Source organism: Cystobacter fuscus (assembly GCF_044360685.1).
Lineage (GTDB): Bacteria > Myxococcota > Myxococcia > Myxococcales > Myxococcaceae > Cystobacter > Cystobacter fuscus_C.
Map to the genome: position 1 here is coordinate 5,962,436 of NZ_CP043491.1, position 23,458 is coordinate 5,985,893.

General features: G+C 67.2%; 17 protein-coding genes and 1 pseudogene. 10 read left to right on the forward strand and 8 right to left on the reverse strand.

Annotation, left to right across the window (positions count from 1 at the left end; genetic code table 11):
• The first annotated feature begins 33 nt into the window (after nt 1–33).
• Nucleotides 34–723, forward strand: coding sequence for a hypothetical protein (locus F0U63_RS24525; protein ID WP_395832919.1), 690 nt, complete (start codon nt 34–36; stop codon nt 721–723).
• A gap of 636 nt (nt 724–1,359) precedes the next feature.
• The gene (locus F0U63_RS24530) at nt 1,360–2,154 is read left to right on the forward strand and encodes a DUSAM domain-containing protein (protein WP_395832921.1); all 795 of its coding nucleotides are present in this window, start codon (nt 1,360–1,362) and stop codon (nt 2,152–2,154) included.
• 47 nt (nt 2,155–2,201) lie between these two features.
• Here the strand turns inward: F0U63_RS24530 and F0U63_RS24535 are convergent, their stop codons facing one another.
• The 3 genes from F0U63_RS24535 to F0U63_RS24545 all read right to left on the reverse strand — a co-directional run bounded on the left by F0U63_RS24535 (nt 2,202) and on the right by F0U63_RS24545 (nt 6,296).
• Complete coding sequence (locus F0U63_RS24535; RefSeq protein WP_395832923.1) at nt 2,202–3,065, reverse strand: ATP-grasp domain-containing protein; 864 nt, start codon at nt 3,063–3,065, stop codon at nt 2,202–2,204.
• A gap of 283 nt (nt 3,066–3,348) precedes the next feature.
• Nucleotides 3,349–4,632, reverse strand: coding sequence for a serine hydrolase domain-containing protein (locus F0U63_RS24540; protein WP_395832925.1), 1,284 nt, complete (start codon nt 4,630–4,632; stop codon nt 3,349–3,351).
• 1,073 nt (nt 4,633–5,705) lie between these two features.
• The gene (locus F0U63_RS24545; protein ID WP_095987580.1) at nt 5,706–6,296 is read right to left on the reverse strand and encodes a malonic semialdehyde reductase; all 591 of its coding nucleotides are present in this window, start codon (nt 6,294–6,296) and stop codon (nt 5,706–5,708) included.
• 104 nt (nt 6,297–6,400) lie between these two features.
• On the opposite strand from F0U63_RS24545, the gene F0U63_RS24550 reads away from it, so the two are divergent.
• The 6 genes from F0U63_RS24550 (at nt 6,401) to F0U63_RS24575 (ending at nt 12,993) form a co-directional block, all read left to right on the forward strand.
• Entirely contained in the window at nt 6,401–7,339 is a 939-nt protein-coding gene (locus F0U63_RS24550; RefSeq protein ID WP_395832927.1) for a LysR substrate-binding domain-containing protein, read from the forward strand.
• Between the two features lie 29 nt (nt 7,340–7,368).
• Nucleotides 7,369–8,274: a LysR family transcriptional regulator gene (locus tag F0U63_RS24555; RefSeq protein WP_395832929.1), complete on the forward strand. Its 906-nt coding sequence runs from the start codon at nt 7,369–7,371 to the stop codon at nt 8,272–8,274.
• Between the two features lie 129 nt (nt 8,275–8,403).
• Nucleotides 8,404–9,153 (forward strand): SDR family NAD(P)-dependent oxidoreductase, encoded by a 750-nt coding sequence (locus F0U63_RS24560; protein WP_395832931.1) that lies wholly within the window; start codon nt 8,404–8,406, stop codon nt 9,151–9,153.
• A 338-nt stretch (nt 9,154–9,491) separates the two neighbouring features.
• Complete coding sequence (gene istA, locus F0U63_RS24565) at nt 9,492–10,736, forward strand: IS21 family transposase (RefSeq protein ID WP_395832933.1); 1,245 nt, start codon at nt 9,492–9,494, stop codon at nt 10,734–10,736.
• A complete protein-coding gene (istB, locus tag F0U63_RS24570) occupies nt 10,733–11,647 on the forward strand; it encodes an IS21-like element helper ATPase IstB (RefSeq protein ID WP_395832935.1) in 915 nt (304 codons plus the stop codon). The genes istA (F0U63_RS24565) and istB overlap by 4 nt, the downstream gene beginning before the upstream one ends.
• Nucleotides 11,648–12,096: 449 nt before the next feature.
• Nucleotides 12,097–12,993 carry a hypothetical protein gene (locus tag F0U63_RS24575; protein ID WP_395832937.1) on the forward strand — a complete coding sequence of 299 codons (897 nt, stop codon included), beginning with the start codon at nt 12,097–12,099 and terminating at the stop codon, nt 12,991–12,993.
• Nucleotides 12,994–13,128: 135 nt separating this feature from the next.
• On the opposite strand, the pseudogene istA (F0U63_RS24580) reads toward F0U63_RS24575, so the two are convergent.
• From istA (F0U63_RS24580) to F0U63_RS24600, 5 genes and pseudogenes are all read right to left on the reverse strand, one after another.
• Nucleotides 13,129–14,202 (reverse strand): annotated as a pseudogene (gene istA / locus F0U63_RS24580) (IS21 family transposase); the annotation flags it as partial.
• A 211-nt stretch (nt 14,203–14,413) separates the two neighbouring features.
• Nucleotides 14,414–15,172 carry a DUF5953 family protein gene (locus F0U63_RS24585; RefSeq protein ID WP_395832939.1) on the reverse strand — a complete coding sequence of 253 codons (759 nt, stop codon included), beginning with the start codon at nt 15,170–15,172 and terminating at the stop codon, nt 14,414–14,416.
• A gap of 1 nt (nt 15,173) precedes the next feature.
• Nucleotides 15,174–16,001 carry a DUF6310 domain-containing protein gene (locus F0U63_RS24590; RefSeq protein ID WP_395832941.1) on the reverse strand — a complete coding sequence of 276 codons (828 nt, stop codon included), beginning with the start codon at nt 15,999–16,001 and terminating at the stop codon, nt 15,174–15,176.
• A 388-nt stretch (nt 16,002–16,389) separates the two neighbouring features.
• Nucleotides 16,390–19,770 (reverse strand): Dauer Up-regulated, encoded by a 3,381-nt coding sequence (locus F0U63_RS24595; RefSeq protein ID WP_395832943.1) that lies wholly within the window; start codon nt 19,768–19,770, stop codon nt 16,390–16,392.
• Between the two features lie 248 nt (nt 19,771–20,018).
• Nucleotides 20,019–20,921: a family 16 glycosylhydrolase gene (locus F0U63_RS24600; protein WP_395832945.1), complete on the reverse strand. Its 903-nt coding sequence runs from the start codon at nt 20,919–20,921 to the stop codon at nt 20,019–20,021.
• A gap of 264 nt (nt 20,922–21,185) precedes the next feature.
• Here F0U63_RS24600 and F0U63_RS24605 point away from each other — a divergent pair, with 264 nt between their 5' ends.
• Nucleotides 21,186–22,514, forward strand: coding sequence for a hypothetical protein (locus tag F0U63_RS24605; protein WP_395832947.1), 1,329 nt, complete (start codon nt 21,186–21,188; stop codon nt 22,512–22,514).
• 116 nt (nt 22,515–22,630) lie between these two features.
• The gene (locus tag F0U63_RS24610) at nt 22,631–23,458 is read left to right on the forward strand and encodes an aldo/keto reductase (RefSeq protein WP_395832949.1); all 828 of its coding nucleotides are present in this window, start codon (nt 22,631–22,633) and stop codon (nt 23,456–23,458) included.

Genomic DNA, 23,458 nt, shown 5'->3' on the forward strand with positions numbered 1-23,458 from the left:
CGGCGGGGAGTGCCGCCGCATCGGGGGGTGACCATGGCTTGGAACGAGGTGCTGGAAGGCTCGGGGGTGTGGGTGCACGCGTATGAGGTCCGTCACTTCGGGCCCACCAACGCGTTCGCCGTCCAGCTCCACCCGGGAGAACTCGCGGTGGTCAGCCCGCCGCCGGTTCTGTCGGACGCGGACCATGCCGCGCTCGGGGCCCACGGCCGGGTCACGGCGATCGTCGCCCCCCACTCCGGACATGACCTGGGCCTGCCGGCGTGGCAGGCCCGTTACCCCGAGGCCCGCTCCTACGCGCCCTCGGCGGCGCTCGCCGCCCTGACCCGGCCCGGCCTGAAGTCCTTCACGGACCTGTCCGGGCTGCTCACCCCTCCCGAGGTCGTCTTCCGCGAGCTGCTCGGCTCCAAGAACGGTGGCACCCTGGTGCGCGTGCTGCGGGGGGCGCGGCCCGTGCTCTATATCGACGAGTTGTTGGGCAACCAGGCCGCGCCTCCACCCCACCCCTTCTGGAAGTTCGCCTTCTGGGTGAGCGGCAGCGCTCCGGGGTTGCGCATCAATCGCATCTTCAAGACGGTGTTGTGCACCGAGCCCGGACGGATCGCGCGGACCCTGCTGGAGGCCTTGGAGGGCGAGCCCATCCTCGTGCCCTCGCACGGGGCGCCACTGCGCCGGGCCGAGGATGTCGTCCGCGCCCGGGCTCTGTTGCAATCAATTGCATCGTGAGAGGAAACCAAGATCCTCATAGCCCAGTCAGTGGACGATGCAGTCGAACTGCTCAATGTTCGACGCCGTTCCGGAGAGAATCTCGTACTTGCGACCGATCTGTCCGTTCGCGGGGTGACGGGCACGGTCGACGTGGCTTCTCATCTCCACCAACGGCTGTACCATGGAATCCATGAAATCGGCTGACGGTGTGTTTGTTTTCTGGTTGTGTTCGCTCCTCGCGAGCATTCCGTGTGAGTCGAGCCCGCCACCGCATCCGTCTCAAACCGTCTTCGTGGACTGCAAGAACTCCATGGAGTGCTGCATCAAGAAGTTCCCTACGACCGCAGAGCAAAGCTGTGGGGCATCGGCGGCGGATATCGCGAAGGTCCTCACCGCGGCTGAAGTGCTCCAGGAAGCCTCGAAGGCCACTACCTTGAAGGGGGTTGATGTACCCGAGCGTGGGGAGGAGCGCGACGACGGAGAAGAACGTCCAGATTGGAGGGAGTACTGCGTGGAGCAATACACCCGATGCGTCGACCTCAGTTGGACAGGCAATTGTTCCAACTGTCTCGACCGTTGCAAGGGGCAACGAGGAAAATGGCCTCAAGATTTGTGCAGCGCGCCCAAACCTACGCGTAGGCGGTAGAAGAAGCCATGACCGACGAGGAACGGCTTGTCTGGCGACGATTCGAGCAACTGGAGCAGCGAGTACTGGCGCAGGGAGAGGCGCTCGAGCTGAGTGACGAAACCCGCGCCCTGCTGAGTGGAGGCGCCCGACTCGTGACGATCAGCACCGGGGACATCGAAGACGCCCTGCGCGGTGTCTCGACAGCGACCACCCTCCTGCGGGAGATCGGTCGTCGTATCCGGGACGGCTCCCTACGCTTGGGGAAGGTGGATTCCCAAGTCGATGCCCTGCGCGACAAGGGCGACTTCGCTGACGCGCGGAAGGTGATCGAAGATGCCCTCGCAGCCGAGGTCGTTTCTCACTACCGGGAGCAGCTCGAGATCCGACTCGACTATCTGGCGACATTCGAGACGATCTTCCTGACCGGGCAGGTCGAACAGGACTTTCACCCATGGGGGCAAATCCGAGCCCTGGCTCTCCGGGTTCAACAGGGCCAATCGCTGGAACTCCGCGATGACCTGCGCGACTTCCTGCGGCGAACCGCGCCTACCGTGGCCATCAGTGAAACCGAAACCGAAGAGTCTCTCAGGACCGTGGGGGGCACCGAGGCACTCCTGGCGATGATGTTGAAGCGCATGGACGACGGAAAGCAGCGGCTTTCACAAGCTCTTCACCGGATGATCCGTTGTCAGGAAGCAGGAGATCTCGAAGGGGCACGTCATCAACTGCGAGCGGTGCTGGCCGTGGAGATTGTCCCGCAGTACCGCCGCATGGCCGAGGAGAACCTGAGGAGCCTGGACGAACTGCCCTCGGCGTCGTGACCTTGCGAGCCCTGCTCTCCCCGCGGCCCGAGGGCAGTGGAAGGTCTTCACCCGCCTGAACCCGTGAGCGGCCCCTTCTCCCGCTCCACGTCCAGGACATTGCGCCACAGGGTGAAGGGCGAGATGCCCGCGTAGCCACTCTCCTGTCCGTCGTTGCACTCGATCACGATCCAGCGGCCCGACGTCTCCTGCGCCACGTCGACCACCAGGAAGGGCACGCCGAGCCGCTCCACCACCTCGCGCGCCGGAACGAGCGCCGCCCGCTGCTCCTCCTCGCTCGCGGCATAGCCCGAGCCCTGCCACCAGTAGGGCCCCCACCCCACCAGCTCTCCGCGCCACCAGAAGGTGCGGAACTCGAACGAGCTGGGGATGCGGTCCGGGGCGCCCTCCTCCACCCGGCGCAGGGGGCGGAACTCCCGGCACACCACCCGCTGCCAGCGCAGGATGGGATCATTCGCGTACTCCGCCATCGCCCGGCGGAAGTCGTCGGGGCTCTCGAGGATGGACAACGACTTGCGGTGACGGCTCGTCTGCCGCTCGCCCTTGGCGAACACCGGCCAGCCCAGCTCCCGTCCCACGCTGTCCGCGTCCGGGGGCGTGTCGAACCAGAGGCTGCGCGGCGTGAGCCCCTCCAGCCGCGGGTACCAGTGCGGCAGCTCCGTGGCCAGCCGGTGCTGCTCGGGCGAGTGCACCAGGTGGATGCCCTCGGCCGCCAGCTCCTGGTAGCGCGCGTCGTAGTCGCTCCAGGCGCCCGCGCGCGCCACCGCCACCAGCCGCTCCGGCAGCTGGTAGGGCCGCCGGCAGGCGAAGAGCCGGTCGAAGGGGAAGTCGTAGATGCCCTGGCCGGTCGGGGTGACCAGCAGCCAGAGCGTGTCCTCCAGGAGCAACAGGTCTTCGTCGGGGCGGGGCATGGGCGCACGAGTCTATCCGCTCTGGTTGGCGCCAGGCTGCCGGGCCGTGCTCACGACCCGAAGCCTCCCCTGCTGTGCCCTGCGTATAGGCGGGAGAGAAGCCATGTGGAGGGTGAGGGCTGGAGCGGAGAGGCCGAGAAGGGCCGCTGCCGGGGCTAGCAAGGCCGCGCGCCGCCCAGGTGCTCCAATATCGAGCGCACCCCAGCGGGGGCCGTCACATCGAGGAGCGGAAGCGCCCGTCTCCATCCTCCCGCCCGAGCGCGTGTGGCTGAGCCGGGCGCCCCTACCGCGCGGGGGCCTCGTCCGGGAGCGCGGCGTAGAGGGCGTCGCGGAGCTCGCGCGGGAACGCGCCCCACATGCCCTCAATGGTCGTGTTCGTGAACGCCACCACGCTCAGGCGGCGGCTCGGATCGACGAACCAGGAGTGTCCGTACGCGCCGGCCCACTTCCAGGTTCCCGGGGTCTGGGGCGTGGCGGCCTTCGCGGCGTCCTGGAGCACGGCGCCGCCGAAGCCAAAGGCCCATCCCGGCTCGTTGGTGATCTCCAGCGCGCCGGTCTGGGGCGTGAGCATCGAGGTGGCCGTCGCGGGCTGCTGGAAGAGGGGCGCGCCGCCGGTGCGCACCGCCTCCAGGAACTTCAGGAAGTCGCCCGCGCTGCCCACCATGCCGGCGCCCCCGGAGGGGTACGCGTGGGCGTCGAGCGCCCGGCCCGGGGCGAAGAACATCCGATTGGTGCCCAGGTTCATCACATACTGAGCCCCCATGCGCACCGGCTCGGGCTTGCCGTCCGCGTAGGGCGTGGCGAGCCGCTTGGGCGCCTTGGCCACGAAGCCCGTGTCACGCAGGCCCAGGGGCCGGGCGATGAGCCGCTCGAAGACCTGGGGCAAGGGCGCGCCACCCGCGCTCGCCACCACCGCGCCCAGCACGTCGATGGACAGGGAGTAGTTCCAGCGCGTCCCCGGCTCGAACCCGAGCGGCACCGAGGCGAGGCGGCGCAGGTTCTCCTCCAGGCTCAGCCCGGGCACCTCATCGATCCCGTCCGACACCCGGGCGCGCGCGTAGGGGCCGTCCGCCGGCTGGAAGAAGCCATAGTCGAGTCCCGCCGTGTGGGTGATGAGCTGCCGCACGGTGATGACGGGCTCGCGGCCGTCGGCGAGCTTCGGCCGGAACGTGGGCAGCCACTTCGTCACCGGATCCTCGAGCCCCAGCTTGCCCTGGTCCACGAGCGCCATCGCCGCCGCGGTGACCAGGGGCTTGCTCACCGACGCCAGCCGGAACACGGCGTCCTCGCGCATGGGCACGTGCGCCTCGCGGTCGGCGTCTCCGGCGGCCCGGTGGTAGATTACCTTCCCGTCCCGCGCCACCAGCACCACCATGCCCACCAGGCGCTTGTCGGCCAGGGCCTTGTCGATGACCGCGTCCAGCCGCGCGGCCACCTTCGGCGCCTTCTCCGGCGTCTTTGCCGGCGCTTCCACCGGTGCCTTCACCGGCGTGTCCGCCAGGGCCTGTCCCCCCAGCAACAGTCCCAGCATGACCGCACTCAGCCCATGTCCCATTCTCGTGCGCATCGACGTCCTCCGTTTTTTCGTAGCGACCGATATGGAAATACCGGAGACGCGACGGGAATTACAGAGCGATCGATATGAAAAAGGCTAATCCCAGCGAGAGTCGGGGCTGGGTCGGCCCCGCGAGTTCGACAGAAGCGAGGCCCTGGATCGGGCGATGACAGTGTTCTGGACGCGGGGGGACGAGGGCACGTCCATCGCGGACCTCACGGAGGCGATGGGCATCACCGCGCCCAGCCTGTACCCGAGGCGGGACGGTCCGCGTGGGTGTTTCCCTTCGCGAACCACGACCCCACCCTGCTCTTCTCCTGCTCGGCACGGTCCCGTGCCTGATCGCCCGGAGGGGCCGGTGCTACTCCCACCCGTTGAGCCATCCTCCGCGAGAAAGAAGGTCGATGGCTTCGTCGATGCCGTGGGGGGGCGTATAGGCGGGAGAGAAGCCATGTGGAGGGTGAGGGCTGGAGCGGAGAGGCCGAGAAGGGCCGCTGCCGGGGCTAGCAAGGCCGCGCGCCGCGCCAGTACACGGGACGGTGCAACCCCGTGGGGCACACCCCTGCCCAGGCCGCCCTCGCTTGAGGAGAGAGGCAGGGAAGTTGGGGCGTGTGGACAGCGGCTGCGCCAGGTTCAGCACCACGCCCGCTGGGGTGGCTCCGAAGGTGTGTTACCACCCTCCCCGAGAACAGGGTCGGCGTCCACCTGCACCCCGTCCGGGGCACCCAGGGGCGCTGACCTCCGACAAGAAGAGGACCCATGAAGAACGATTGGACGCGGGCCGCGACGCGGGGACCCATGTTGCTGCTCATCGCCAGCTGCCTTGCCGCTGGACCCGTGCTCGCGCAGGTCTCACCCCAGAACTGGCAATTCAAGGTGAGCACCACCAACAAGGTGACGTGGGTGGAGTCGAAGGCGTATGGCTCGTGGCAACCCCAGAGGACACCCAGCCTGGCGAAGGCCCTCATCTCGACGGGCCCTGGGGTCGTGCAGCCCCCGGGCAAGAGCACCCACTTCCTCCAGTTGGATCTCCTGTCCGTGAACTATTGCGGCCTGAGCCGAGGTCCAAAATGGCGAAAGTCGAGTCAGATGATCCGGCAGGACTCCTCGAAGCTCAGCCGCGGTCCGCGCGGGTGGAGCTTCGACTCATCGCCATACCCCAGCGTGCAGATGAAGTTCGACTTCCAGGTCGTCCCCTGGAAGAAGCGCTGGTCCACCAAGGTGTTGTCGAAGCCCGACATGGGGCACACGTCGAGCCCCAGCGCGCGGGCCGCGAACATCATGTACGCCCCTTGCAGCGAGCTGTTCCGGAAGGCCGTCGCCTCGCTCAAGCGAGCGTCATTGGCGAAGAGCGCCGTGGCGTCGTAGGCGGGGAAGAGCCTCTTCGAGTGATCGAAGAAGCGCTCGTCGAAGGCGACGATCACGGTCACCGGGGCGGTCCGGATCTGCTCGATGTTGGAGCCCATGACGCACGGAACGAGTTTTTCCTTCTCCGCCTCGCTCCGCACGAACAGCAGCCGGGCAGGCATCGAGTTGACCGAGGTCGGTCCCCATTTCATCAGCTCGTAGATGGCCTCCAGCGTGTCCTGGGTGACGGGTTGGTTCGTCCAGTGGTGGTACGATCTGGCGTGGGTGAAGAGTTGTTTCACGGACTCGGGCGAGATGGGCGGGCGCATGTCGTGCTCCTTCGAACAGGCTCACCGCGAAGATGCCCTCGGGACGCCGGTCTTGATAAGGCCGGTGAATCCGGACAGATTCTCCGGCCGGGCGGACAATGGGCATGGACCTCAATGCGGCGCTTGTCTTCGTGCACGTCGTGAACAGTGGCAGCTTCACGGGCGCCGCGCGCGCGCTCGGCATTCCCGTCTCCACCGTGAGCGACCGAGTCGCCGCGCTCGAGGCCTCCTTCGGCAGCAGCCTGCTCACGCGGACGACGCGCACCCTCAAGTTGACCGACGTGGGGCGCGAGTTCTTCACGAAGGCCGAAGCCGCGGTGAATGCACTTCTCCGCGCGGGCGAGGAGGCCTCCCAGGCGCAGAAGAGCCCGACCGGCGTCTTGAGAATGACGGGACCGAATGATTTCGCGACCCGGGAGATTGCGGAGTCGATCGCCGAATACCGCGCGAGATTTCCGGGCGTCCGGGTCGAGACCCATTTCAGCAATCGCGCTGTCGACTTGATCGCGGAGGGGTTCGACATCGCGATTCGCGGCGGCCACCTCGACGACTCGAGCCTCATCGCGAAGCGAGTCGGCGCGGGATGCCAGGTGCTGGTGGCGAGTCCGGCCTACCTGCGCGGTGCTCCCGCGCTCGACGCTCCGAGAGAGCTCTCCCGGCACCCGCGCATCGGCTTCCTGCCGAGTCCGAGGAATGGCGCGGAGCCGCTGTGGGTGCTCCAGACCGCCGAGGGCAAGACAGCCCGCGTGAAGCCGGAGCTCACGAACACCTCGACGTCGTTCGCGCTGCTCATCGCTTTGGCAAAGGCCGGCGAGGGCATCGCGCTTCTTCCGGAGAACTTGATACAGGACGAACTCGAGGAGGGCGCGCTGCTCCGGGTCCTTCCCGAATGGTCCACGGCGCGCGCGCCCGTCCACCTCGTCTATCTCCGCCATCGCTTCGCGTCGCCGAAGATCCAGCAGATGCTTCCCATCCTGGAGCGGCGGCTGCGAGCGCTGCTCACCCCGCGGCCCGAGCGGAGGGGAAGGCTCCCCTCGGAGTGACGCGGGTGGCCATGGACTAGATTCGAATCATGGACAAGTTGGACGTGATGAAGCTCCTGCTTCGGGTGGTCGAGACGGGAAGCTTCTCCAAGGCGGCCCGGCAGATGCGGATGGCGCAGTCCACCGCGAGCAAGCAGATCGCGCTCCTGGAAAAGCGGCTAGGCGCGCAGCTCCTGCGACGCACGTCTCGCGGTCTCACCCTGACCGATGCCGGACAGCACTATTACGACCAGGCACTGCGGCTGATCGGCGAGTTCGAGGCGCTCGACGATGGGGTGCGCGAGCGCGAGCACGCTCCCGCCGGACTGGTGCGCGTGAGCTCTCCCCCGGGCTTCGCCGCTGACTACCTGCTGCCCGCGCTGGGGTCCTTCCTCGCGCGCTACCCAGGGCTGTCGATCGACTTCGCCGTCTCGCAACGCCTCGTCAACCTGATCGAGGAGCGCGTCGATGTCGCCGTCCGGGTGGGAGACCTCGAGAGCAGCGATCTGCGTGCACGCCAGGTGGGCACCACCACGGCGATCGTCGTCGCGTCGCCGGGTTACCTGCGGGCGCATGGCGAGCCGACCCGCCCCGCCGATCTCAAGCGCCATGACTGCATCGCGTCGATGCGTGACGGCAGGGCGCGGCCGTGGCGGTTCGACCATGGGGCCGAGCGCGTCCTGATCGATCCGAAGGGGTCGATCCAGTCCGACAACACCGAACTGACCCGAGCCGCCGTGAAGGCCGGACTGGGCATCGGTTACGCGGCCAGCTGGCTCTTCAAGGAAGAGCTTGCCTCGGGAGCGGTGCGCCAGCTGCTGAGCGCGCATGAGTGCCTCCAGGTTCCGATCCACGCGGTCTGGTCCGGCGACCGTGCGCTCTCCCGGCGAACCGCGCTCTTCATCGACTTTCTCGCGGCCATCTGCGCGGCGGAGCCCCTGCTTCGTATCCGCTGAGGGGCGGCCCTATTCCCCCCGGGAATGGGTGCCATCGCCGTTGGCTGTCTTCCTGGGACATTCGGGCTGACCGATATTGCCAACCATGCGGTGCGCGCCGTGCGCTCCGTCAGCAAGAGGTTGGATGAGATGGGAAAGCTGCAAGACAAGGTCGCGGTCGTCACGGGCGGAAACAGCGGGATCGGTCGCGCCATCGCCAAACGGTTCGTCGCGGAGGGGGCCCATGTCTATATCGTCGGCCGCCGCGAGGTGGACCTGGCGGAGACCGTCGCCGAAATCGGGTCGAGCGTCACGGCGATCCGGGCCGACATCACGAAGATGGAGGAGCTCGACGCGGTCTATGCGCGGATCGTCGCCGATGGCCGCAAGCTGGATGTCGTGGTCGCGAATGCCGGCCGCGCGGAGTCGGGGAAGCTCGGGGAGGTGGATGCCGACCTGTTCGACAAGATCTTCAATCTCAACGTCCGGGCCGCGTTCTTCACCGTGCAGAAGGGGCTGCCCCTGATGACCGCCCAGGGTTCGGTCATCATGGTGTCGTCGTCGCTCAACAACCGAAGCGACTCGGGGATGAGCGTCTACAACGCGTCCAAGGCCGCCGTGCGCTCCCTGGTGAAGACCTTCGCGAACGAGTTGTTGTCCCGCGGCATCCGCGTCAACACCCTCAGCCCGGGCCCGGTCGACACCCCCATCGTCGACACCAACTCGCCGACGCCGGAGGCTGCCGCGGCGTTCCGCGAGTACGCGGCGAACGAGGTCCCGATGAAGCGGATGGGGCGGCCCGACGAGGTCGCATCCGGCGCGCTCTTCCTCGCCTCCGACGAGAGCAGTTTCTGCACGGGCATGGAACTGCGCGTCGACGGCGGCCACGCGGAACTGTGAACGGCAGGGGACGGCGCTCTTGAGGGGCGCGTCCAGAAGCCGTATCGGTGATTCACCACGAAGAAAAAGAGGCACGGCTTCGGGCTGCACATCAGCCCCCTGGCGGCGATCGAGATGGCGGGCACACTCTCGCGCGAGAGCGACGGGCCGGGGCTCGGGGCCACCTTCACCATCGATCTGCCCATGCAGGCGAAGGTCACCGGTATGGGTGTAGAGCGACAGCAAAATTGACCCCCTGGCGACACTAAAACTGACCCCCTCCCGGGCCTCCAGACCAAGGAGGTCAGCTCGATGGGAGAGACGGCGGAAGTTGTGGCACCCGCGCGGCGGAGGTGCCGATGGTGGAGCAGGAAGTGGTGCGGCGCATCCGCGTGCTGGCGGAGGCGGGCTGGGGCCACAAGCGGATAGCGGGTGAGGTGGGGGTGGCGCGCAACACGGTGCGGCGCTACCTGCGCGCTGGCAGCGCAGCCGACAAGCAGGTGAGGCCCAAGGCGAGGCGGCTCACCGAGGAAGAGCAGCAGCGCGCGGTGGAGTTGTGGAATGGAGCGGCGGAGGGCAACGCCGTCGTCGTCAAGAGGCTGCTGGCCCAAGAGGGAGTGGAGGCCAGCGTGCGCACCGTGCAGCGAGCGGTGGAGGAGAGGCGGCGGCAGGTGCATGCGGTGCAGGTGGCCACGGTGCGCTTCGAGACGAAGCCAGGGCAACAGATGCAAGTGGACTTCGGCGAGAAGAAGGTGCGGCTGGGCGGGCAGGTGGTGAAGGTGTTCCTGCTGGTGGCCGTGCTGAGCTTCTCGCGGCGGCTGTTCGTGCGAGCCTTCCTCAATCAGCGCGGAGAGGACTGGAGAGAGGGCGTGGCCGCAGCCTTCGTGCACTTCGGAGGAGTGCCATTGGAGGTGCTCGGAGACAATGCCCGGCCCCTGGTGGACGAGCACGACAGGAAGGCGGGCACCGTGCGCTTCCACCCGGCCTGGGTGGAGTTCTGCAAGGACTGGGACGTGACGCCCAAGGCGTGCGGGCCGTACCGCGCACGCACCAAGGGCAAGACGGAGTCAGGCGTCAAGTACGTCAAGCGCAACGCGCTGGCCGGCAGGGACTTCGAGTCCTTCGCCGCGCTGGAGAAGCATCTGGTGGAGTGGATGGCCGAGGCGGATGCACGCGTGCACGGCACTACGCACGAGCGGCCCCTGGACAGGTTCGCGCGAGAGGAGAAGGCCGCGCTGCGCCCGTTGCCCTCGCGTGCGCTGCCGCGCCGACAGCAACGGCTCAAGCGCAAGGTGGCCAACGACGCACTCGTGGACGTGGACACGGTGCGCTACAGCGTGCCGCACCGGCTGGTGCGCGAGAGCGTCGATGTGCAGGTGGCAGAGGCCCAGGTGCGCATCTTCCACGCGGGCAAGCTGGTGGCCACCCACGCACGCGGCAAGGAGCCGCACGGGCGCGTCGTCGACCCGGCGCACTGGGAAGGGCTGTGGCGAGCACGCGCGGTGGAGCCCGTCGAGGACGGCTCCAAGCTGGCCGTGCACGGGCGCTCGCTGGAGGACTACGCCGCCGTGGTGGAGCAGGACGCGAAGCGAGGTGCGGCATGAGCCACGAACTGGTCCACGCGCGCGTGCTCGAGCACCTGGAGCGGCTGCGTCTGGGGCACCTGGCCGAGCGGTTGGACGCGCTGCTGGCGGAGGCCGCGCGCGGCGAGCCCACGTACCTGGACTTCCTGGACGCGCTGCTGCGCGAGGAGATGGGGGCCAAGCAGCGCAAGCGCGTGAGCATGGGAATCACCATCGCGCACTTCCCCGCGGTGAAGACGCTGGAGGACTTCGACTTCAAGGCGCAGTCCTCGGTGGACCAGAAGCTGGTGCGGGAACTGGCCACGGGGCGCTTCATCGCCCAGGCGGAAAACGTGCTGCTCTTCGGCCCGCCGGGGGTGGGCAAGACGCACCTGGCGATTGGGCTGGGCCGTGCGGCGGTGGAGACCGGGCACTCCGTGCTCTTCACCAGCGCCACGGCGCTGCTGGCGGCACTGGCCAAGGCCGAGAGCGAGGGCGTCCTCAAGGACAAGCTCAACTACTTCGCCAAGCCGAAGCTGCTGGTGGTGGACGAGCTGGGCTACCTGCCCTTCGAGAAGCGCAGTGCTCACCTCTTCTTCCAACTGGTGGCGCGTCGCTACGAGAAGGGCAGCATGCTGCTGACCACCAACCAGATGGTGGGCCAGTGGGGCGGCGTCTTCGGCGATGACGTGCTGGCCGCGGCCATCCTCGACCGGCTGCTGCACCACAGCCACACGCTGCTCATTCAGGGCGACAGCTACCGGCTGCGGCAGAAGAAGAAGGCGGGGCTGCTGAGCCGGGGCGTGTCACAGGCCACCAGCAGCGCAGCTGAACCCGAGCGAGCGCGGCCAGGTCGGTGGGGTGTTCGGGCGGCACCTGCCCGCCGACGTGCTCAGCCAGGTGGCCTGGTCCGCCGTGTTCGCGATCGCAGACAACGACCTGCCCAGCCGTGAGCTCGGCGCCGCCGCGGCGACGATGACGAGCCTGCTCATGTTGGGGGTCCCGGAACCGCGCGCGAAGGTCCTGGTCGAGCGCCGACCATGACGGACCGGCGTTCCTGATCGAGGCTGCCGGAGCAGGCGGCGTGTGCAGTGCCCCCGGAAGGGGTTCAGTGCCCTCATTCGCGTACGAGAGCAGGCGTCGCCCAATAGCGGTGGCGTACACGGTGTGCCCCTGCTCCGATTCGACTGAAATATCGCTGTGCTCCGACCCAAAGACAGTGATGCCCCGGCACGTCGCCTCCAGTACACTCTGCATCATGGCACAAACCAGATCCGGGATTCATCGAACTGCCCCCCGTAAATCCAAGAGCTCATCAACTCCCACCATTACAGAGCGAGACCAGAAGATCCTCTGGTCTCGTAGCGTAGGCAGATGCTCCATGAGCGAATGTCGAGCGCGCTTGACGCTCGACAAGTCAGCTGGAGGCTCAGCGACGCTTGGGTCGATGTGTCACATAGTGGGCGAAAGCACCAAGGGGCCGCGAGGACACAGCAATCTCACCCTTCAAGAAAGAAACTCCTATTCAAACCTGATCCTTCTCTGCAATCACCATCACAACATCATCGACACCGATGTGAAAAAATACTCGGTGGAAACTCTGCATAAAATAAAATCCGACCATGAACTCTGGGTGGAAGAATCCCTTGCCTCATCCAAGCCTGACCCCGATACATTGGTCTATTCGGATCTCATCGATACAATATCAACATCTCTGCAGCTTGGTAGCTGGAACTGGTTTGTCGATGGAGCAGTGAGGGAACTGATCCATCACAGCATCTATGATGCTCGAGGTACACTCAATGCAAAGCTGCTGAGTGCTGTGTGGCCAAGGCGGAAGGTGGAACTCCGCAACGCCATCAAGGAAGTCATCAATGGCTTTGATGACTATGTGACTCACTTTGGGCTGCACTGCCAGTTAAGGCCTGATGGCTACCTTGGGCCAGACACTTCGTGGAAGAGCAGTGGCTGGAATCCAAATTACGATGAAGACGCTTCGAAAGAAGACTTGTGGGCCAAAAAGGGGTTCTGGCTCCTCTGCCGCTTCACCTATCGACTCAACGAGTTTTCCGACGCTGTCCGTAAGCACTTCAACCCGCTCTTTTTCAGAACACGCGGATATTTTCTCATTCTTGATCACCTAGGGGTGCACTCAGGCGGACGGCCAACCATGTTCAGGCCCACCAAGGAGCTTCTTGCGCGGATGCAAACCCGCGTTAAAAAGGCCGAACGTGAGTTTAGGACGAAGGCCCGCCGTGGAGAGTTCGCGGTAGTTCCACGTCCAATGAACATAAAATAGGTATTCAACTCGGCCCGTTTTCAGGCAAGAGTCGCGCGGCCTACTTGAGCCCACACTGCTGCGGCACGGACACTCGCGCGGCCCATGCTGAGGGAGACAATCCCTCAACCGGTAGCTGTCGCCCTGGATGAGCAGCGCGTGCGTTGCCACCAGCTTGCCCGCGTGGAAGATGCGCACCTGGGCCTCTGCCACCTGCACATCGACGCTCTCGCGCACCAGCCGGTGCGGCACGCTGTAGCGCACCGTGTCCACGTCCACGAGTGCGTCGTTGGCCACCTTGCGCTTGAGCCGTTGCTGTCGGCGCGGCAGCGCACGCGAGGGCAACGGGCGCAGCGCGGCCTTCTCCTCTCGCGCGAACCTGTCCAGGGGCCGCTCGTGCGTAGTGCCGTGCACGCGTGCATCCGCCTCGGCCATCCACTCCACCAGATGCTTCTCCAGCGCGGCGAAGGACTCGAAGTCCCTGCCGGCCAGCGCGTTGCGCTTGACGTACTTGACGCCTGACTCCGTCTTGCCCTTGGTGCGTGCGCGGTACGGCCCGCACGCCTTGGGCGTCACGTCCCAGTCCTTGCAGAACTCCACCCAGGCCGGGTGGAAGCGCACGGTGCCCGCCTTCCTGTCGTGCTCGTCCACCAGGGGCCGGGCATTGTCTCCGAGCACCTCCAATGGCACTCCTCCGAAGTGCACGAAGGCTGCGGCCACGCCCTCTCTCCAGTCCTCTCCGCGCTGATTGAGGAAGGCTCGCACGAACAGCCGCCGCGAGAAGCTCAGCACGGCCACCAGCAGGAACACCTTCACCACCTGCCCGCCCAGCCGCACCTTCTTCTCGCCGAAGTCCACTTGCATCTGTTGCCCTGGCTTCGTCTCGAAGCGCACCGTGGCCACCTGCACCGCATGCACCTGCCGCCGCCTCTCCTCCACCGCTCGCTGCACGGTGCGCACGCTGGCCTCCACTCCCTCTTGGGCCAGCAGCCTCTTGACGACGACGGCGTTGCCCTCCGCCGCTCCATTCCACAACTCCACCGCGCGCTGCTGCTCTTCCTCGGTGAGCCGCCTCGCCTTGGGCCTCACCTGCTTGTCGGCTGCGCTGCCAGCGCGCAGGTAGCGCCGCACCGTGTTGCGCGCCACCCCCACCTCACCCGCTATCCGCTTGTGGCCCCAGCCCGCCTCCGCCAGCACGCGGATGCGCCGCACCACTTCCTGCTCCACCATCGGCACCTCCGCCGCGCGGGGTGCCACAACTTCCGCCGTCTCTCCCATCGAGCTGACCTCCTTGGTCTGGAGGCCCCGGGAGGGGGTCAGTTTTAGTGTCGCCAGGGGGTCAATTTTGCTGTCGCTCTACATCTGTCTCTGGGAACAGATGTCGGAACCACGCGCTCTCGCATGCAGCCTTGAGCACGGCCACTGCGAGCCGTGCCGAGCCTCAAGGGGTGGAGCGCCCGCCAATCTCCGGGAAGCGCTCGTAGGCCCGCTTGAGCGCGTCCAGGTGGGCGGGGTTGTCCAGGTCGAGCGGCGTATCGGTGAGCTGCACAACCCACCCGCCCGTCGCAGTGCGCCGTGAGCGCGAGAGCAGGTCCGCGTCGCGGGCGGGGTCTGGAAAGCCGATGGCTCGTGCGGCAGCTTCCGACCAATAGTTCAACCACCCGAGGTTATGCGGAATCTCGGGCGCGGGGATGTAGTCTGGGAACCAGAGCGCTGGCAGCCCTCGTGGCGGAACTCCTGGCTTACGCACCGGATCGGTCGTCTGCCGCGAAATCTCCACGGTCGCGTTGGAGGGCGTGGCGTGCCCCCAGTACGCACGTGCGCCTTCCCCTACGGCCGCCAGCACATCCGCTGCCGCCGCAAGGCCGGCTGCATGCGCTGGCAGCGACGCATGCACTTCAAAATGCGGCGGGCCTTCCGCGGAAAGACCGTTCGGGTTTTCGAGCCCAAAAATCGTCACAGGGTGGGCGTCGTCATCGTTGCAAAGGAACGGAAACCCTCCGTCTGTCCTGTCGGACGCGACCCACGCATCGCGGTGGGGTGCTGCGATGAGGTCGTCCTTCTCCGAGGTTGTCCACCGCAAGCGCAATCCAGGAAACGCACGCTCCACTCCATGAACTATAGCAAGCGGGCGCCCATCATCGCCTACGAGCGCGGGCGCGTACACGCTGACGGTAATGTCCTTTAGAGCAAACTCCATATCAACACCACTCCATGACGACAATGGTGAGGGTTCTATCCAATTTCTCAAGAGCGTCTTTGTGTGCGGTGCTTTTGACGCCAACAGCGAAGTTATAGCCACACTCCTTGGCGAGTCTGGCTTCGTGTCGTATTTCCGGCAACTTCACTTTGGCGAAGAACGCTTGCGAGCGGGGCGAGTGTATATCGAAATCATCGGTCTTTACCTCCCACAACGTGCGCGTGGCCAGTTGTAGCGCATCAAATTGCTTGCCATTAACGAGCACGTCCCAACCGGAGAAGCTGTTGTACGGAATTCTGTCGGCGCACTTATTATGATCGTTGTTTCCGCCTCGATGCGGCATCGGGAGGGGCTTGCATCTCGGGTCGTCTTCCTCCACGATGGCGGACGCGAGCTGCTTCTGCGGCGAGGGCTCCCGAGCCGGTGCTTTCGCCGCACGAGGCTGGGCCTCGAGTTCCACCATGAGTTGCCGCGAGGACTCCGAGACATCCCGCAGCCGTGCCTCGAACTCCCGCTGAGCGTCGACCCAGGGCGGGCGACGGTCGATCTCCGGCCCGGCGGTGCTGGAGGGATAGAGCAGGACGAGGACCGCGAGTAACGGGCCCACTCGGGGGAGCGCTTCAGCCAACGTCCCGGCGCGTCCAGCCCGCGCGAGGCTCTCGGCCCCCCTCGCCACCTCCGCGGCTTGCCCGCTCGTCCTCGCGGCGCGGGAGAAGCGCTCGAAGGCCCGTTCCGCCGCGGTGAGCTTGCGGTCCAACTGTTCCCACTGACGCGGCTCGATGTCTTCGCGCGCTCGAGACAGCAGTGCCCTGGCCTTGTCCAGGTCCACCTTTCCAATCCACGACCGTTCCGGTGCCGGCTCCATCGGCGCGGAAACGAGCCGGATGCGCGGGCCCGAAGTGGGAGTCGACGCGAAGGCGTGGGGCCTTGGCATCGGCCGTGGGGCGGGCGCGCTCGCGCAGGCGGAGAGCAGCACCAGGAGCACGCTCCAGGTTCGCAAGCGCATCGTCACGTCCTTCCATCAAGCGAGGGGGCAGGAGCAAGTCGGGCCCGTTGGGGAGTATGCCAGCACGCCCCGACAGCGAGGGACGAGTACGCGGGGGCAGCGGCACACGGCAGCCGCAGCTCGGGCCTGTGGAGGACTCCCAGGGTGGTAGCGGTGCCAGTGGGCGCGCGCTCGCAGACGGTTCCGGGGCAGGGACCGCTTTCACTAGAAGTCAGATGAACGGAACGGCGTCGCGGATCTTGTCCTCGAGGAAGTCCGTCACGGAGTCGAAGGCGTCGCCGGCGAGCTTGCCCACGTCGCCGCCCAGGTCCGCCAAGCCCTCCAGCGCGTCCTTCGCCACGCCCACGCCCGCGCGCGCCAGGTTGTCGAGGTGGCCCACCGCCGCCTCTGCGAGCTGCCCACCCGCGCCAGCCAGATCCTTCAGCGCGTCCACTCCCGCGTCGCCCAGGTCGGCCAGGGCCCCCATCACTTCCTTGCCTCCCTCGGTCAGGTTGTCCTTCCAGGCCTTGGCGACCTCCTTGAAGGACTCCACGCCATCCTTGAGCAGATCCCTGGCGAACTTCTTCGCCCAGTCCGCGCGCCGATCGACGAAGTCCTTCACGGCGGTGGCCGCGGCCTTGGCCGCCTCGCCTCCCTTGCGCGCCAGGTCCGACAGCGTCTGGCCCGCCCAGTCGCGCACCTTCGCGGCGGCCTCGCCCGGGTGCTCCGCCACGTAGCGCAGCGTGTCCACCGCCGCCTCGCCCGCCTGGGCCAGGCCGCGCACGACGTCCTCGGCCACCGCCAAGCCCTGCTCGCCCAGCGCGCTCACCGAGTCCCACGCCTTCTTCGCCAGCTCGCCGCCCTTGGCCAGCGTGTCGGAGAGGAACCGCTTCGCGTTCTCCGCGGCCTCGCCCGGGTGGGACGCCGTCCACGCCAGCAGCTCCAGGCCCTTCTCGCCCAGCTCCTTCGCCTTGTTCACCGTGGAGGTGACGAGATCCCTCGCGCCGTTGATGAGCTCCTGGGCCTTCTGCTTCGCGGCGCCCTCGAGCTTCTCCCAGCCGGCCTTCAGGCCCTCGAGCGTGTCCACGGCCTTCTTGTAGAGGTCCTTGCCGAACTTCGTCGTCAAGTCGATGCCCGAGTTGACGAGGCTCTGGATGCCGTCGAGCGCCTTCTTCGCGACCTCACCCGGGTTCTCGGCGAGGTACTTGAGTGTCTCCAGGCCCTTGGTGCCCAGCTCCTTGGCCTCGGTGATGACGTTGTCGAGGACCTTCTGGGCCTCCTTCGCGATCTCGCCTCCCTTGGCGATCGCGGCGTTGAAGGCCTCGGTGGCCTGCCGCGCCACCGCCTCGCCGTAGCGCGAGGGATTGCGCACCACGTCCGCCATCTTGTGGATGAAGCCCGCGGTCAGCTTCAGGCCGTCACCCGTGGCCTCCGCCGCCGACACACCCGCGAACTCGGCCAGCTTCACGGCGCCCTTGGCGCCCGTCTCCACGCCCCACTGCGCCAGCTCGGCGGCGCCCTCGGGGCCGTAGTAGGCGGCCAGCTGCGCCATGCCCGCCGGGCCCTGCGCCGCGGCTCCGGCCAGGTTGACGGCCTTCATCCACCCCGGCGCCTCGTAGTTCTCCGGATCCGCCTCGTACTTCGCCTTCTCCTGATCGAAGCCGATGTCCATCGCCAGCTCGGCCGCGCCGAACGCCACGCTCGTGCCCACGTCCACGGCCACGCCCGCGCCTCCGGTGAACACGCCGGCGACGTCCAGCGCGATGCCCACGCCCGCGTCCACGACATTCAACGAGGCGGCCGTGTGCGCGAAGTAGCCCAGGTCATTGTTCTTGCCGCGCAGCTCCAGCGCTTCCTTCTCGTACTTCACCGCGTCGATGGCGTTGGGCACCGCGCCCGCCACCGGGATGGCCTTCGCCAGGTTCTTGAAGACCTTGCCGGCCACCTCGGCGGTGATCTCCACGCCCATCTTGCCCAGCGCCTTGTCCAGCACCTTCAGGCCCTGGCCCACGAGCTTGCTGCCCGCCTTGTCCACCAGCGGGCCCAGGCCCTTGATGGTCGTGTTGAGGGCGTCGGCCCCCACCCCGTCGGTGAAGCGCAGCAGCGACTTGAGCGCCTCCCCGTCCATGTCCTTCACGGCGTTGGCCAGCACCTTGCCCGCGTCGTCATCCAGCTTGGTGGCGAGCTGGGAGAGCTGCCCGGCCACCTTCGGATCAGCGAGCGTCTCGTTGAGCACCGAGTGCTCCAGGCCGCCCAGCGCCCCCACCAGCCGCTTGCCCGCGGCGGCGTCCAGCGAGTCGAGCTGTCCCACCAGATTGTCGAGCGCCTTGGGATCCGTGACGCCCCCGAGGACGGACTCGAGCGAGTCCGGGCCTCCCAGCTTCGTGGCGGCGGCCTTCAGCTTGTCCAGCTGCGCGGGCGACAGCTTCGAGGCCAGCGCCGGATCCAACCCCTTCACGGCGACCTCGGCCAGACGCGCGCCCTGCTGGGCCACCTCGTCGGCCTGGGAGACGCCCGCGTTGCGCAGCAGCTGGGCGAACCCGGTGACGTTCTTCTTCAAGTCGGGCAGCTCGGCGGCGAGCTGCGCGGCGGCCAGGGCCTTGTCCTGCACGGAGGCCTTGGGATCGAAGAGGGTGATGGCGGCGCCGGCCGCGCGCAGCGGGCCGTCCAGCTTGCGCAAGTCATTGGCGAGATCCGGGAACTGCTCGCCCGCGAAGTCCTTGAGCGCCTTGCCCAGCTCGAGCGTGGCCTTGGCCTTGTCCACGCCGGACGCGTTGGGGTCCGCCCACTTCGACACGGCACCAATGAGCTTCTCCGCCGAGGGCAGGCCCTTGAGCGTGGTGTCCAGCACGCCCTTGAGATCGGCCGGCTTGAGGATGTCACCAGCGGCCTTCGCCAGCGTGAGACTGGCCTTGGCCTTGTCCACCGCGGACTTGTCCGGGTTGCTCAGGGTGCCCAGTGCGCCCAGGGCCTCGGAGTTGGTGGCCAGCTTCGCCAGCTTCGAGTCCTTCACGCCCAGCCGCTCCAGCGCGTTGGGCACCGTCTGGGGAAACTGCGAGGCCAGCTCCCCGAGCGCCGTGGCCTTCTCCGAGAAGGAGCCGGTGGCCAGCTTGTTGAGCGAGTCGTACGCCTTCTTGATCTCCTCCTTGCCCTTGCCCTGGAGCTCCGGGAAGAGCTTGGGCAGATCCTTCGGATTCTCGGGCAGCGCGTCGGCGCGCTCCGGCGGGGTCTCCCCGGTCCGGGCGGCATTGCGCGCGGTGGGGGCAGCGGACGTCGTCGCCAGCTGGCGAACCGTGGTGGAGCCCGTGGCCGTGGGGGTGCCGGTGGCCGACACCGGGGGCTCGCCGCTCAGCCGGTTCTGCGCCCGGTTGTCGCCCGCGGCGAACTGGTTGCGCTCGAAGAGCTGCGTCTGGGGCTTCTGCGCCTGGATCTTCTGTGTCTGGGGCTGCTGGGACTCCGCCTGCTGACGGGCGGCGGCCTTCGCGGCGGCCTCGGCCGCGGCCTTCTCGGCGGCACGGCGGGCGGCTTCCTCGGCGGCACGGCGGGCGGCGGCCTCGGCGGCGGCACGACGGGCGGCGGCCTCGGCGGCGCCAGAGTCAACGGGGCGGGACATGGGAGAGACTCCTACCGTTCAGGAAATAAGGCGGGTTTTCCCGATTATCGGCAAAACTCGCGGCGGGTTGCGAGACCCCCCCTTTTCTCCTCGGCGGCAGACCGAGCGGGCCGGCATTCCGGCTTCCATCCCGCGGGCCCGGAGGAGATGACGGAGCGCGTCATGAGCCCTCCCCCGGTGGGCGAAGCGAGAGCCGCGCCGGGCGGGTCCCAGGAGCGGACCCGGGCCCGGGGACTCCCCTCAGGGAACTACTGCCACTGGTAGACGCGCACCCAGTCGACTTCCATCGTCTGGGGCGTGTTGCGGATGAGGTCCACCGTGGACTGCGGCACGCCAGGGTACGGGTAGGTGGCGCCGTTCACGCCCTGCGGATAGCTGCCACCGACGGCCAGGTTGAGGATGATGTAGAAAGGCTTGTCATACACCCAGTTGCCGTACCGGGTGACCTCGGACTTGAGCGTGGTCTTCACCAGCACGCCATCGATGTACCACTTGATGTCCGAGGGCGAGTACTCGGTGCGGTACACGTGGAAGTTGGCGACGGAGGAGTTGGGATAGAAGCGGCTGTTGATGGGCGTATTGCCCGAGTAGCCCGGGCCGTGCAGGGCACCCGAGGTCCAGTTGCTGTAGCCGACGTTCTCCATGATGTCGAGCTCCCCGCACGCGGGCCAGCCCACCGTATTGATGTCATGGCCGAGCAGCCAGAACGCCGGCCAGAGGCCCGCGCCCACGGGCAGCTTGATGCGCGACTCGATGCGGGTATGGCCGAACTGACGCTTGCCGGCGCTCTCCAGACGGCCCGAGGTGAAGGGATAGCCGTTGTTGGACTGGAGGCGGGCGGTGATCTTGAGCGTGCCGTTGCTCACCGACACGTTCTGGGACGAGGTGGTGTATTGCTGCTGCTCGTTGTTGACGTGGACGTTGGTGACGTACGACCAGTTGGAGGTGTTCACGCTGGTGCCGTCGAACTCGTCGCTCCAGATCTGCACCCAGCCGGCCAGGGGTTTTTCCTCCTGCTTCGTGGCCGTCTCCTCGATGGGCTGCTCGGCACCGGCTCCACACCCAGCGGTGACCAGCAAAGCGCCGCCCAGACCGCATGCCAGCAGATGCTTGAACCCACTCAGACGCTTCGAATTGGAGATCATGTTCATGTCGGGATTTCCCCTCACCCCGGCGCATCACGTCGGCGTGGCGCCCGCGAGGGAAAAGCCGTTTAACATGATTTCGAGTAAACTTCCTAATAAATGATTTTCCAGGAATCGCTGACGCATCGGGTCAACGCCGGTACACCCAGGGGCCATGGACAGATGCATCGTGGAGATCCAAACAGTGGGGCTGCCGCCAAGAATGGGGGCACCTGCAGCATCCAACCGTGGGGGAACGCCGTGCGACGCTTCATGAAAACGTTTGGGGTGATGTCGGCCGTAGCCGTCCTCGTGGGCCAGTCCGGCTGTGGGGGCTCCGATGAGAATCTCGAGGAGGGGCTTACGCCCGAGCAGCTCCAGACGCGTTGGACCTCCGAGCATGCGGGCCGTCCGGTGGGACACGCGGCCACCTTCGATTTGTCCGGCAGCCCGCTGATCCTCACCACGGAAGGCACCGCGCGCGTCGACGCCCCCTGCGCGCTGGTGCCGGGTGCCAGCTTCCCGGATGACAAGTACTACGTCTTCTTCTCCGAGGCCCAGGTCGGCGCGCAGACGGGACTGTTGCTGCTGGAGGGAGAGCGGATCTCCGTCACCGCGGGCACGCTGGGCGCCGTGGCGCTCTCCAAGGCGACGGCGCGCACGCATCGGGAGGATGGAAGCGCGGCGCCCGCCGTCGAGCTGAAGACCCGGATGGCCTCCAGCGTGAGCGATCCCCAGGTCACGTTCCCGGAGGACTGGAGCCTGGCCCAGAAGGCCCTGTTCTTCTCCGATCCCGTGGCCATCCAACCCAGCGGCCTGAGCCTGTCTGGTTTCACCCGGGGCGTGCTGGTCACCGCGAGCGGCTCCACGGCGATCTCCGGAAGCGTGAAGGTGGACTCCGCGAAACACATGTACTGGTACACCACTTCGTTCATCGAGAACCAGGCGAGCGTGATCGAATCCTCCCGGTTCGCGCTCGGTGGCGTGCCTCGAGCTGGCGCGCTCGCGTCGTCGGAGCTCTCCTCCCCACCGCCGCTGCCCGGCGGGCTCGTGGGCATGCAGGGCCGCGTGCTCTTGCAACCCGGGAGCGCCCGCAGCGAGGGCTCCTTCCAGCTCACCCAGGCCATGACGGAGTCGGGCCTGCTCGTTCCGGCCGAGGTGCAGGTGGCCTTCGACAAGAAGCCCATCAAGGTCCCCCAGCACGGGCGGGAGCTGCTCACGGTCGTCTACCAGGAGAAGACGTTGCGGGGGGACGCCGTGCTCGCCGATCTCCAGGTCACCGGCAGCGGCAAGCAGGCGGTGCGCGTCGCGATCGACAAGCCGGAGACGCTGGTGGGAGAGCTCTGGGACGCGGTGGAGGACGCGGGGATCGTCGGCCCCGTGCTCGCCGTGCCCATCGCCATCGTCACGCCCTTCCTCGCCATTGGCGAGTGGATCTCCTGCCTGTTCTCCACCTGCCCCCAGGCCTATCCCCTCTGGATGAAGGCGGGCACCGTGTCGCGCTTCCACGTCATCATCCAGGGCAACGAGCTGCCCCCGGGCACCTATGCCGCGGAGGTGACGCTGACCGGCCGCAACTACGCCCCCGTCACCATCCCCGTGAACTTCACCATCGAGTAGGCCCCCTCGCCTGCCCATCGTCGGCACTCGGTGGCTCGGAGACTTTTTTTTCGGGTGTTGGACACCAGGGAGTCAAGCTACGCACGATCCACCGAGTGCCACCCAAGGAGCCGCTCATGGAACTGAACCTCCAGTCCACCGTGACGTTGAACAATGGCGTCGAGATTCCCCGGTTGGGGCTTGGTGTCTACCTCGCTTCCCGGGGCGAGGAGACGCGCCAGGCGGTGCGGGCGGCGCTCGCCGCGGGCTACCGGCACATCGACACGGCGCGCGTCTATGGCAACGAGCGGGACGTGGGCGCCGCGGTGCGCGAGAGCGGTCTGCCCCGCGAGCACATCTTCGTCACCACCAAGCTGTGGAACTCGGATCAGGGCTACGACTCCGCGCTCCAGGCCTGTGCGCGCAGCTTGAAGGAGCTGGGCCTGGAGTACGTGGACCTGTACCTCATCCACTGGCCGGTGCCGGGCCGGCGGTTGGACTCGTGGCGGGCCCTGGAGACCCTGCTGCGCGACGGGCGCTGCCGCGCCATCGGGGTGAGCAACTTCATGGAGCACCACCTCGACGAGTTGCTCGCGCGCGCCCAGGTGGTGCCCGCCGTCAACCAGGTGGAACAGCACCCCTTCCTCCACCAGCCCTCGCTCTTGCGCCATTGCGCGGACAAGGGCATCGCGGTGGAGGCCTACAGCCCCCTCACCAAGGGCTTGCGGCTCACGGATCCCCGGCTCGTGGAGGTGGCCCGCCGGCACGGCAGATCCACCGCGCAGGTGCTCATCCGCTGGTGCCTCCAGCACGACATGATCGTCATCCCCAAGTCCACCCACGCGGCGCGCATCCGGGAGAACGCCACCGTCTATGATTTCTCCCTGTCGCCCGAGGACATGCGCCAGCTCGATGGGCTGAATGAAGACCTGTACACCGGGTGGGATCCCCGCGAGCTGCCCTGA